Consider the following 12,843-nt stretch of genomic DNA (forward strand, 5'->3'; position numbering starts at 1 on the left):
AGTCAATGCTTCTCTTCGACCGATGTGAACACACCTGATCAAAAGGACACACGATGCGGCCTCCATCAACCGTAACCGCGGGCACTCGACTGTCATAAGTGCTCTGATACGATCAGAATCGTTCAGACTCGCTCTACCAGTCCGAGGGGCCATGACCGTCGCAGAGCGCTTCGCGGGCCCTCTGGCTGCGGCCTGGCCGGGCAACCGCACGGACCTGCTGGCCCGGGCACTCGTGCCACCGGACGGCTCGTTGCCGGTGCCGCCGGCGCGCGAGCGTGCCGTGTGGGCGCACCCGCACGCCCCCACGCTGCGACAGCTACGCACCCGGGCCGAGGGCGACCTCGCCACCCCCTGGCCACTCCCACTCGCCCACCAGTACGCCCGGTACTTCCGCGACGGCGAACGCGACACGTACGAGCAGGTGGTCTTCGCCCGGCAGCGGCGCCTGACCCGGGCCGCCGTGCTCGCCGCGGTCACCCTCGACCCGACCTGGCTGGACGAGGTGGTCGACGGCGTGACCCTGCTGTGCGAACAGAGCAGCTGGTGCTGGCCGGCGCACGACGACACCCGCGCCGTGCACGGCGCGGTGCTGCCGACCGTGACCGATCCGTATGTCGACCTCGGCGCGGGAGAGGTCGCCGCCCAACTGGCCTGGCTCGACCACCTGCTCGGCGAGCCGCTCGACGCACACGCCCCCGGCCTGCGGTCCCGGATCCGGCACGAGGTCGACAGGCGCGTGCTCACACCGTTCGCCCAGCGCCGCGACTGGCACTGGCTCGGCCTCGACGGCGACGTGCACAACTGGAGCCCGTGGATCCACGGCAACGTGCTCGTCGCCGTACTGCGCCTGGTGGACGATCCACCCCGGCGCGCCGCGCTTGTCGACCTGGTGGTCGAAGGGCTCGACCGGTACGTGGCGTCGCTGCCCGCCGACGGCGCCATCGACGAGGGCTACGGCTACTGGTGGAACGGCGCGTGTCGGGCCCACGAGGCACTCGACCTGCTCGCCCACGCCACCGGTGGCGCGTTCGACGGCGTGCCGGCCGACGCCCTGCGGCACACCGTCGCCTTCCCACACCGGATGCACCTGGGCGGCGACTGGTACCTCAACCACGCCGACGGGTCGGCCCGGCCCTCCGGGGGCCAGCCCTGGCACGCCCTGCACCGGGCCGCCCGCCGGGTCGGGGACCGGGACGCGTTGGCGTACGCCGCGGCGCACCGTCATCCCGACGCGCCCGTCGCGGACGAGGAACACGGCCTGGGCCGGCTGCTGCTGGCGTTGACCGACCCGGCCTGGATCTCCGCCACCCCAGGGCCAGCACCGCTACCACGCGACGTGTGGCTGCCCTCCGTCCAGGTGCTGCTCGCCCGGGTGGCGGCCGGCAGTCCCGACGGGTTGACCCTGGCGGTCAAGGGCGGGCACAACGGCGAACACCACAACCACAACGACGTCGGCAGCATCGTGGTGGCCCTCAACGGGGTGCCGGTGGTCGTCGACGCCGGGCGCCCCACCTACACGGCGCAGACCTTCGGACCCGGTCGGTACGACATCTGGACCATGCGCAGTGACTGGCACAACGTCCCGCACATTCGTGGCACCGAGCAGGCGCCCGGCCACACGTTCGCCGCCCGGCACGTCACCGCCACCACCGACGGCGCCGACGCCGAGTTGCGGCTGGACGTCGCCGGGGCGTACCCGCGCGCGAATGTCCGGCACTGGTGGCGCAGCTCGCGACTGGAACGCCACAGTGGACGGGTCGTCCTCGTCGACACCTGGGAACTTGACACCTGGGAGCTCGACCCCTGGGCGCCCGACCGGGACCGGGCAGCCCCGCCGACCCACCTCCACCTGCTCGTCGCCGGCCAGGTACGGCTCGGCGACGGCCGCGCCGAGGTCACCGCGCTGGACGGCGCCGGCCGACTCGGGCTCAGCTGGCAGCCGGCATCGGCGCCCTGCGCCGCGTCGATCCGGCAGATCACCGATCCCCTGCTCCTCGACGTATGGGGAGACCAGCTGACCCGGCTCGCGATCGACGTCACCGCGTTCGGCCCGGCCGGCGAGCTCGTCGTCATCATGCAAGAGCTCCCGCCGCACGAAGCGTTCCTCGGAGGTCCCCCATGACCAAGGACAGTCCCGTCGTCACCACGGCGGAGTCCTCCCGCGGGCCGCTTCAGGTCGTCCGCCGCCAGCAACTGTTGGCAGCCCTGCAACGCGACGGCTCGATGCGCGTCTCCGACCTGTCCCAGGTGCTGGGCGCCGCACCGGTCACCATCCGGCGCGACATCGCGGAGCTGGCCGCCGAGGGGTTGGTCCGCCGCGTCCACGGCGGGGTCGCCCTGATCCTGCCGGACGACGCCCCGAACGCAGACGAGGCGCCGGTCGCCGGTCTGACCCCGCTGGGCGGGCGCGCCCTCGGCATGCTCGTGCCCTCCTTGGACTACTACTGGCCGGACGTGGCCCGCGGGGTCGAGGGCGCCGCCCGCGAGCTCGACATGCGTGTGGTTCTGCGGGGCTCCTCCTACGACACCGAGGACGACCAGCCGCAACTGGCCCGCCTGGTCGAGCGGATGGGCGTCGACGCGCTCATCATCGCGCCGAGCATGGACGCGCCGAGCGCCGAGCGCACCATCGAGTGGCTCGACCAGGTCGGCATCCCGGTCGTCCTGCTGGAACGCACCGCCACGGTGGGCAGCCATCACGCGGTCATGGAGTCGGTGGTCACCGACCACGCGCTCGGTGCCGCCATGGCGGTACGCCACCTCACCTCGCTCGGACACCGCAAGGTCGGCCTGGTGCTCGACGCCAACAGCCCCACCAGCCAACACGTACGGCGCGGCTGGATCGACGCCACGACCGAGTACGGCCTCGACCCGGACGCGACGGTGGTGGCCACGGTGCCCGACGCCCGGTCACCGGAGCGGGACAGCGTGCTCAACGACGTCCTCGACAGGTGCCGGGCGACCGGGACGACGGCGCTGCTGGTGCACGCCGACGCCGAGGCCATCGCGCTGGTGCAGCACTGCGAGGAGCGGCACCTCTCCGTTCCCGGCGACCTCTCCATCGTGGCGTACGACGACGAGGTCGCCGGGCTCTTCAGCCCGCCGCTGACCGCGGTCCGACCACCGCGACGCTCGATCGGGCGGGCCGCCGTGCGTCTCGTCGCCGACCGGCTCGTCGACCCCGACCTCCCCACCCACCGGATCGTCATCAGCCCGTCACTACGGATCCGGGGGTCGACCGCGCCGCCACCCGCGTAGGCGGTGCCCTCGACCCACCCCATTGCCGGACGTCCTCGGTCACCGGCGATGGACATGGCACGATGGCCGTGTCCTGCGCCGCCGGTGGCCGGGCACGACACTGATGGAGTCGGGATGTCAGAGCTGGCCGGCGCGCCGGTGCCGGGGTTGGCGAAACTGTGGACGCACGACCCGGTCACCGCCGGCCCGTACCGGCTGGTCGGCCGGCTGGGTGCGGGTGGGCAGGGGGTCGTCTACCTCGGTGAGGACGACGCCGGTGACCGGGTCGCGGTCAAGATGGTGAACGTCGATCTGAGTGATCCACGGGCGCGGTCGCAGTTCGTGAAGGAGATCGCCGCCGCACGCCGGGTCGCCCCGTTCTGCACCGCGCAGGTCCTCTTCGCCGAGGTGGACGGCGAACGGCCCTACGTCGTCAGCGAGTTCATCGAGGGCCTGACCCTGCACCGGCACGTCCGCGAACGTGGTCCGGTGACCGGTAACGCCCTGCACCGGCTCGCGGTCGGCACCGTCACCGCGCTCGCCGCGATCCACAGTGCCGGCGTGGTGCACTGCGATCTGAAGCCGGACAACGTGGTGCTGGGCGAGGACGGTCCCCGGGTGATCGACTTCGGCATCGCCCGCGCGTTGGGCGTCACCGAGACGGCGACCAGCCGGGTCATGGGGACCACCGCGTACATGGCGCCCGAGCGGTTCCGCAACGACGCGGTCGGTCCGCCCTGCGACGTCTTCGCCTGGGCGGCCACGATCGCCTTCGCCGCCGGTGGTCGGCCGCCGTTCGGCAACGACTCGCTCTTCGCCGTGATGCACCGGGTGCTCAACGACCCGCCCGACCTGCCGGCGCTGCCTCCCGTCCTGGACGAGCTGATCCGGGAGTGCCTGGCCAAGGACCCGGCGGACCGGCCGGCCGCGGAGCGTGTGCTGGTGCGGCTGCTCCGGCAGGACGGCCGGGTCACCGATCCGCTGCGTCGGGACCACCTGCTCGAGGTCGGTAACAAGACCGCGGGCGCGCCCACACCGAACCACCAGCTGCCACCGGTCACGCCCACGGCACCGCAGCCGCGCCCGACGCGACCGCAGATACCGACCCAGGCCCAGGCGACCCAGCCGGCGCACCCGCCGGTGCCGACCCACCCGGCGCACCCACCGGCACCGACCCACCCGGCCCCCGTGCCGGTGACGCAGCCGGCGCACGTGTCGGTGACGGAGTCCGGCGTCGGCGCTGGTGATGGCGGCGCGTTGCGGCGGCTACGGACGGAGGCCCCGGACGCCTGGGGCATCTCGACCGCGCTCTTCCTGGGTGCCGTCGGCGTCGCCGCCGGTTACGTCGCGTCGAGCGCGGTCGGCCCGGCCGCCGCCGTCGGGGCGATCACCTTCGTCGTGGTCTACCTGGTGCGACTGCTGGTCGCGACGGCGATCGGGGGGCGACTCGACCGGGGGTGAGACGCGCGCTGGGGTCGCGATCGCCGGCTGGCGTCGCATCGATAGGTTGACTGCCACCAGCCGCCCGCCGAGGAGGACGTCCCGATGCCCCCAACCGCCACGCGTCCGCGGCAGTGGTTGCCGTACACTGCCGCCGTCACCGCCGGGCTGGTGGTCATCGCCGGGGCGTTCGTGGTCGTCCGGCAGCGCGAAGCCGACTGCACCACCACCCTCGAGGTCAACTCCTCCACGGAGAAGGCGGCCCTGCTCGTCGACCTGGCCGAGCGCTACAACCGCGACGACCGGTCGATCGATGGCGACGGCTGCGCCCAGGTGCACGTCACCGCGCTGAACTCGGGCCAGGCCACCGAGGCGCTGGCCGCCGGCTGGACCAACACCGGCCTGCCGCAGCCACAGGTCTGGTTGCCGACGTCGAGCCTCTGGACCGGCCAGCTCCGGCTGCTCGACCAGGCCGCCGGGCGGGAGCCACAGACCCCGGCCCAGTACCCGTCGATCGCGAACAGCCCGCTGGTGATCGCGATGCCGCAGCCCAAGGCCGAGCTGGTGCGTCAGCGCGGTGCGCTGGGCTGGGGGGAGATCCTGGGCCTCTCCGGGCGGGACGGGTGGGCGGGCTTCGGCAAGCCGGAGTGGGGCCGCTTCACCTTCGGCAAGGACAACCCGAACCTGTCCACCTCCGGGCTGGCGGCAACCATCGCCACCTACTACGCGGCGGCGCAACTGTCCAGCGACCTGAAGCGGTCCGACCTGGCCAACCCCACGGTCACCCAGTTCGTCAGGCGGATCGAGGCCAACGTGGCGCACTACAGCGACGACTCGGTGGACCTGCTGCGCAGTCTCGCCGAGGCGGACCTGGCCGGTGGCGCGGACCGCCCGGACGACATGAGTGCCATCGTCCTGCAGGAGGAACTGGTCAACCTCTACAACACGGGGGCGCTGAGCCCCCGGCAGGACGGGCAGGAGCGGGGGCGCCGGCCGAACGTCCCGCTGGTGGCCGTCCATCCCAAGGAGGGCACGTTCAACCTGGACCACCCGTTCGTGGTGCTGCCCTCCGCCGACGCGCGGCAGAGCGCGGCGGCCGCCGACTTCCAGAGGTTCCTGACCGAGGACGACCAGCAGCAGAGCTTCACCCGCCTCGGCTTCCGGGATCACCAGGGCCGTGCCTCGGTGGATCTGCTCGCCAGCGTCGGTGCCGAACCCACCGCCGGACTCACCTACTTCGAGCCCCCGGATCCGCAGGTGGTCGCCGCGATGCTGGACGGCTGGCACACGCTCCGCAAGAAGGCCAACATCCTGATCGCCCTGGACACCTCGGGGTCGATGGACGTGCAGGTCGGCACCGCAGGTAGCCGTTTCCAGGTCGCCTCCGCGGCGGCGGACAAGGGCCTCGCGCTGCTCAACACCGAAGACCGGGTGGGGCTCTGGTCGTTCTCCTCCGAGACGCCGCCGAAGCGCCCCTACCGGGAGGAGGTCCCGCTCGGCGAGTTCGACCAGAAGCGGATCAACAGCAAGATCGCCGGCCTTCAGGTCGCCGGCGGCACCGCCCTCTACGCGACGATCCGGGCCGCGCACCGGGAACTGCGCGACCGGTACGACCCGCAGCGGATCAACGCGATCGTCGTGCTGACCGACGGCAAGAACGAGTACAACCCGGACAACGACCTGGACCGGTTGCTCGCCGAGGTGACCCTGGACCCGGATCGTCCGGTGAAGGTGTTCTGCATCGCCTTCGACCGCGATTCGGACTTCGCCACCCTGGACCGGATCGCCAAGGCGTCGTCGGGCAAGGCCTTCGACGCCACCGATCCCGCCACCATCGACGAGGCGTTCGTGAAGCTGGTCAGCAGCTTCTGACGTACTCCCCGGCCCGCTGTGGGTCGGGGAGACCCGTCGCGGCCTCATCGGACCCCGGGCGGCCCCTGGTGCCGGCAGCGCGCGACCTCCGGAGCAGGTGACAGCGGCCGGTAGGGTGAGTTACCGATCAACACGAACGGTGGTGCCGGTGAGTCTCATCCAGGCGGGTGTCACCGCGATGACGACGATGCTGGCGGTCCTGATCGGTGGGTGGCTCACCGTTCGAGCCCAGGATCGGCTGTGGCGGCGCGACCAGGATCGACAGTGGCGTGACATTCGGCTGCACGCGTACACCGACTTCGTCGGCGCGGTCCGGGAGTACGTGGCTTTCGTCCTCAACCCGGCCGCCCGCATCACCGCGGTGCCGCGCCCGCGCGATCCGGGTGATCTCATGCCGTTCTTCGACGACGAGGGCAGCCGCTACCGGGAGCGGCTGGAGAGCACCAAGACCGCGCTTCGGCTGGTGGCCGGCGACGTCGACGTGGTGAGCGCTTCGTCGGAGCTGGTGCGCCAGGCGCGGCTCCTGGCGGCCACACGGGCGGGTAGCGGCGCCGAGGCGTTGCCCGCGGATCGGTTCGACGCCCTGTGGGAGGCCGAGCGCCGATTCATCGAGGTGGCCCGGGCCGAACTCGGCCTGCCCTCCGCGTTCACGCGCTGACCAGCCCGTGCCGTCGTCGCAGTCACGCCAGACGCGTCATCGGCCCTCGCCGAAGGACCGCACGGCATGCGGGGTCGGCCCAGACGAGTCCTAACTCAAGCTGGGGATGGCGTGCAGGGCGCCGGCCGTCCGCTGTACTGCCCGCCAGGTCGATGTGCTGGTGAGCGATATACCGCAGAGGTATGAATATGACTCTGCGGTATATCGCTCACTACCGCATCCGCTCCCACGGAGGTTACCGACGGTCACCGCCGGCCGCCGGCTGCGCCCACGCTGGCGTTGCCGCCCGGTCCAGCCCGAGTCGGGCCGGCCGAGGGGTGAGATACGTTGGCGATCATCGATGCGTTGCCGCATCGTCGAGGTGTGCCAGGCGTCTGTCGCCGTGACCGTCGAGGGAGCTGATCTGGCTCGACCCGTCCCCTTCTGCGAAGGAGTCTCGTGGACACCTCCTCGGCCACACCCCACCACCGCACCAGGGCCCTGATCGGGGCGGTCACGGCCGGCATCCTCGCCGTCTGCGCCACGCTCGGCGGCGCGCCCGCGCCCGCCTCCGCCGCGAACACGCTCACTATGCGGGGGGCCGACGTCTCCTCGTTGCAGCGCAGCCTGGATCTGGGCGCCAGGTACTACGACGCCGGCGGCGTCGCCCGCGACCCACTGGACATCCTGAAGTCCGTCGGCGTCAACTACGTCCGACTGCGTGTCTGGAACAACCCGGCCAGCGGCTACAACAACAAGAGCAGGGTGTTGGCGCAGGCGAGGGCGGCCCGGGCGAAGGGCCTCAAAGTGCTCATCGACTTCCACTACTCCGACACCTGGGCCGATCCCGGCAAGCAGTACAAGCCGGCCGCCTGGGCCGGCCACAGCCTGAGCCAACTGCGAACCGACGTGTACACCTTCACCTACGACATCTGCTCCAGCCTCAGCCGGCAGGGCACCCCACCGGACAGTGTGCAGATCGGCAACGAGATCAACGTCGGGATGCTGTGGAACGAGGGCAAGGTGGTCAACAACGACTTCGCCCCGCTGGCCGGCCTGCTGAAGCAGGGCTACCACGCGACGAAGGCGTGCGGCGGAGGCATCCCGGTGATGATCCACACCGCCAACGCCGACAGCAACGCCAACGCCCGCTGGTTCTACGACGGCATCCGCGCCCAGGGTGTGCAGTGGGACATCACGGCCCTGTCGTACTACTGCGTGTGGCACGGCACCCTGGCGAACCTCTACAACAACATCGTCGACCTGCGTGGCCGCTACGGCAGGCCGGTGGTGATCGCGGAGACCGCGTACCCCTTCACCCGCGACAACGCCGACAGCGAGCCGAACGTCATCGGCGACGCGACCTGTGACGGCATCAGCTTGACCTGGTCCGGGCAGGCCCAGGAGTTCGACTGGGTCCAGAACACGGCCCGCAACGCGGGGGCCATCGGTGTCTTCTACTGGGAACCGACCTGGTACGCGATCCGCGGCAACGGCTGGGACCCGGCCAACATCAACGGCACCGGAAACGGGTGGGACAACATGACCATCTTCGACTGGACCGGGCGGGTGAACCCGGGCGTGCGCTGGACGCCCTGATCCCTCGCCGCACGCGCCGGGACGACCCGTTGGTCACCGCCGCCCGGCGGTGACCTGGGTACGGCCACCGCCGGTCCGGCCCGGCGTCAGAGCCGGGAGGTGAAGGTGGCCAGGAAACGGTGTGGGGTGACCACGCCAGCGTTGTCGAAGCAGATCACGTCGACGTCGGCGTTCGTGGTGTAGGGCCAGGGTTGGGTGAGGTGGCAGTAGTTGCTGCCGGTGCCCTGCGCCACCACCTGGGCGTGCGTCTCCTTGAGGCCCACCTGCGGGAAGGTCGCCAGGTAGCGGCCGGCGGGCGCCAGCGGCGCCACCGTGTTCGCGCCGACACCGAGTACCGAGTTGTCGTTCGTCGGACCGCCGACGGCGGTACCGAGGTAACCGAAGTGCGACGGTGGGGCGAGGGAGCCGATCACCGGCCGCCGACGGTGGTACGAGAGGACGAAGTCGGTGTTGACGAACGCGCCGGCCTGGTCGTAGCAGAAGACGTACACCTGCACACCGGTGCCGACCGCGTTCCAGGAGTAGACCTTGCAGCGGCGGGGACCGGCGTTCGGCTGCACGGCGGTGACCTGCACGTTGCCGGCGAGCACCCCGGCCAGTCCCACCCCGGGCAGCCGCACCAGGTACTGCCCGACGCCCACCGGCCCGGCCGTGTTCACGACGCCCGTGGAGTTGTAGGACTGCGCCACCAGGCCGCTGCTCCACTGCACGTACGCGTGGGAGGTGCCGGCCGGCAGAACGCCCGAGCTGGTCGTCCAGAGCACGGTGAACGGAGTGTCCTCGCGTGTGCCGCCCGGCCTGTGGCACTGCACGTCGACGATCTCGTCGACGCCGGACTGGAACCAGCGAACCACCTCGCAGTAGTGCCCGGTCCGGTTCACCGGGGTCACGTGCGGCACGCCCCGCGCGCCGGCGCCCACCTGTGGGAATCGCACCTGGAACCGGCCGGGCGCGAGCTTGATGCCGGAGGCCCAGGCGGCCGGGAACGCGGTCTTCCAACTACCCCACTGCCGGCTGGTGTCCAGCACGGTCCAGACCGCGACGGTGGGGTCCTTGACGTACGCGAAGCCCCAGCGGTCGGCGGTGGCCGCGGCGGCCGGTGCTGCCGGGGCGAGCGCGCCGGCGGCCAGGACGGCGGCCAGGGCCGCGGTGACGAACGATCGGAGACGCATCTGTTCCTCCAATTCGACGGGAGCATGTCGGGGAGGAGTGTGCGCGTGGTGATCTCATGGTCACAGTCAGCTAGCGGGTGCGGCGGTGTCGGTTGTCCGCTACTCGTGTCCGCGCTGGTGGCCGGCGTCAGGTCACCTGGCCGGCGTCCATCTCATCGAGATGGCGCCATGCTGGCCCTGCGGTAACCACAAGGTCGAGCGCCGACGACGCGACGCCGCGCTCGGCGGGGGATTTCCCCCGAAACGATGCCTACGGCCGACGTCGGACGCCCTGCCGGTGTCGATGCGTCAGTCTCAGGACATCGGGGTGCGGCTGGTTCGAGACCTCGACGAACTGGGGGTCCGAGTCGGATGGCGCTGCTGTGGATGCCGCGCTGGCGCAGACGACCGACCCGCGCCGCGCGACCCCCCGACCACGAGCTCTTCGTGGAGTGGCACGGTTCGGCCGCGGTGATCTCCCATCTGGGCGATCCACCGTCGCTGCTGTGGCAGATGCTACGGACCGCCGTCGCGGCGTCCGACGACGTGCTGGTCATGACCTCCGAGCGTGCCGTCCGCAGCGCCGCCTGCGGTGGCGTGCTGCGCGGGGTGGTCGAGGGCGCCGCCGGGGAGTGGGGTGTCGGCCGGGTCTGGGTGGCCGCGAGCGGCCTCGGCCGGCCGGACGAGGCGTACGCCTCCTGGCTGACCCGGCTGGCGGCCCGCACCGGCGTCGAACTGCTCGCCCCGGACGGTCCCGTGCACGCCACACCGGACGGCACCCTCTACGCGGCGGGCGGCACCGGGGCCTGGGGCTGGCGGTCCTTCCGACCCGGCGCGGGCAGCCCGGTGGTCGGCAACCGTTACCCGGTCCCGTCCTGGGAGAGTGCGTTGGCGGACCGTCCGGTGGTCCTGTCCGGGCTCGTCGCCGACCCCGTTCCCGCCGGAGTACTGCTGCGTGCCTCGGCCGCCGCGCCCGCGACGGCGGGCGACCCGGCCTACGACGTGCCGGTGGACCGGCACCGGCCGGCGCTGCTCCTGCGGCAGGTCGGCGAACCACCGCCGGATCCACGGTCGCTCGCCGGAATCTTCGCGGGGCTGCCGGCGAGGACGATCGTTCGGATCGAGACCGCACTACTCGACCCGACGGCGCCGCCGCCGCGCGCCGCATGGGTGGACGCCCTCGCCGCGGCCCTCGACGAAGCGTCCGCTGTCGCCGACCCGATCGTGCTGCCCGAGCCGGGCGACAGTCGACGGACGCTCGGTCGACCACCACCGCTGCTGAGCGACGGTTGGGTGCGCGCCAGCAGCCGTCTCTACCGCCACGCGATCGAGCCGGACCTGCTCGCCGAGGTGGTCCCATCCGGCGTCCTGCTGCGGACGGCTGGAGCCCGTCGGCCCGACGGCATGGCCTTCGTCGACCCCGCCGAGTGGGTGCTGGCCGTCGACGTCCGCGACTCCGACCGACTTGTCGACCAACTGTGCCGGATGCTGGCCGTGGCCGGCGGAGCGCCGGGCCTCACCCTGGCGGGGCAGGCCGGCGAGGCGATGATGGTACGGCTGGAAGTGGCGCTCCACGGCGGGACGGCTTCCCTTGTGGAGTTGCCGGCGGATGTCAGGGCGACCTGGGCGGCCGGGACCGGCACTCCTGCGGCCGAAATCACGCAGCGTTCCGTCGAACCAGCGACATCAGCCGTCCCTGCGCAGCGTTCCGTCGAACCAGCGACATCAGCCGTCCCTGCGCAGCGTCGGGTGGAACCCGACCGGGTCAAACGGCGGCCGGCAGCCACTGCCGAGCCGCCGCCGACCGTCAGCCAACCGCTCTCGGCGGAGGTGGTCGACGCGCCCACGCCACCGCGTCGACAGCCCGCCGGTGCGCCGCCGGTGATCACCAGCTCCGGGCCGTACCTGGGCGAGCTGGAACGCCCGGTCGTCGCCAGCGCGCCCACGCCCGCGGGCGATGGAGCGCGCACGCCCTCGCATCCGGGTGCTGCCGTCGCGTACCCCGTGGGGCGCGTGGTGAACCGTTACTCGCCCGCGGTGGCCGACCCCGTCGAGGACCGGGCCAGCACCGCGACGGAACAGCGGGACCTCGCTGCCAGCCTCGGCCCCGCCTTCACCGACTCGATCACCACAGTCAACGCGGCCCTGGCCGCGTGGCCCGCGCTGCGCCAGGGCATCTCCGCGTCGGCGAAGACGGACTTCGTCGCCGTGCACGTCTTCTTCGGCCGGTCGGACGCGGGGGCGGCCCGGCTCAACGCGGGACTGCGTGCCGGGCGGGCACCGGACCTGCCCGGCTACCTGCCGTGCCTGGTGTCCGGGCTGCGTCGCCTGCCGCCCTACCGCCGCGCGATGCTCTGCCAGGGGCGACTGGCGGACCAGGCGCGACACCTCTACCCCGAGGGTGGCCTGCTGGTGGAGCCCGGGTTCCGCAGTGTCAGCGGCGCCACCGACCTCGCCGTGGAGGGCGCCGACGTCGACTACCTGGTCTGGTCGCGTACGGCGCGGCAGGCCGGCGCGTTGGCCGAGCGGCAGGATCTGGACGAGGCGGTGTTCCTGGCCGGGGCCCGGTTCAAGGTGCTCGCCGTCCGTGAGGGAGCAGCACCGCCGGCAGACCGGGCCGGCATCCCGACGACCGCCGTACTGTTGCGGGAGGTGTTGCCCGACGAGCAGTCCGCGTCCGGTCTGGACGACGCCGACCGGACAGCGCTCAGCCGCCTGGAACGGGCGCTGACCCGTCGGAGGGCAGCCTCGCCCCGCCTGCTCACCGACGCACACACCATCGACCGGCTGGTCGGCCCGCCGCTCGGTTACCTGGAGGCAGCCCAGGCATCAGTCGGTGCGGGCACCGACTGATGCCTCCGGTCCTGAGGGATTACCCCCAACTCCGGCCACAGGGCCGCGAAAACG

The 12,843-nt window shown here is 72.0% G+C and carries 8 protein-coding genes; 7 read left to right on the forward strand and 1 reads right to left on the reverse strand.

The features are described 5' to 3' along the window. Positions 1-151 precede the first annotated feature (151 nt). From AB0C25_RS09675 to AB0C25_RS09700, 6 genes are all read left to right on the forward strand, one after another. The gene (locus tag AB0C25_RS09675; protein ID WP_357371369.1) at positions 152-2,122 is read left to right on the forward strand and encodes a heparinase II/III family protein; all 1,971 of its coding nucleotides are present in this window, start codon (positions 152-154) and stop codon (positions 2,120-2,122) included. After that, on the forward strand, positions 2,119-3,258 hold the full coding sequence (locus tag AB0C25_RS09680) for a substrate-binding domain-containing protein (RefSeq protein ID WP_357371371.1): 1,140 nt from the start codon (positions 2,119-2,121) through the stop codon (positions 3,256-3,258). The genes AB0C25_RS09675 and AB0C25_RS09680 overlap by 4 nt, the downstream gene beginning before the upstream one ends. Positions 3,259-3,372: 114 nt before the next feature. Further along, positions 3,373-4,698 carry a serine/threonine-protein kinase gene (locus AB0C25_RS09685; RefSeq protein ID WP_357371373.1) on the forward strand — a complete coding sequence of 442 codons (1,326 nt, stop codon included), beginning with the start codon at positions 3,373-3,375 and terminating at the stop codon, positions 4,696-4,698. 84 nt (positions 4,699-4,782) lie between these two features. Further along, a complete protein-coding gene (locus AB0C25_RS09690) occupies positions 4,783-6,549 on the forward strand; it encodes an extracellular solute-binding protein (RefSeq protein ID WP_357371375.1) in 1,767 nt (588 codons plus the stop codon). A gap of 148 nt (positions 6,550-6,697) precedes the next feature. Continuing rightward, complete coding sequence (locus AB0C25_RS09695) at positions 6,698-7,207, forward strand: hypothetical protein (protein WP_357371376.1); 510 nt, start codon at positions 6,698-6,700, stop codon at positions 7,205-7,207. A 438-nt stretch (positions 7,208-7,645) separates the two neighbouring features. Next, positions 7,646-8,785 carry a glycosyl hydrolase 53 family protein gene (locus tag AB0C25_RS09700; protein ID WP_357371379.1) on the forward strand — a complete coding sequence of 380 codons (1,140 nt, stop codon included), beginning with the start codon at positions 7,646-7,648 and terminating at the stop codon, positions 8,783-8,785. Positions 8,786-8,871: 86 nt separating this feature from the next. Here AB0C25_RS09700 and AB0C25_RS09705 read toward each other — a convergent pair whose 3' ends face one another. After that, positions 8,872-9,957, reverse strand: coding sequence for a hypothetical protein (locus AB0C25_RS09705; RefSeq protein ID WP_357371381.1), 1,086 nt, complete (start codon positions 9,955-9,957; stop codon positions 8,872-8,874). Positions 9,958-10,308: 351 nt separating this feature from the next. Here AB0C25_RS09705 and AB0C25_RS09710 point away from each other — a divergent pair, with 351 nt between their 5' ends. After that, positions 10,309-12,789: a hypothetical protein gene (locus tag AB0C25_RS09710; protein WP_357371383.1), complete on the forward strand. Its 2,481-nt coding sequence runs from the start codon at positions 10,309-10,311 to the stop codon at positions 12,787-12,789. The last annotated feature ends 54 nt before the right edge of the window (positions 12,790-12,843 follow it).

Origin of the sequence: Micromonospora sp. NPDC048839, from assembly GCF_040649915.1 — a bacterium.
GTDB lineage: Bacteria > Actinomycetota > Actinomycetes > Mycobacteriales > Micromonosporaceae > Micromonospora.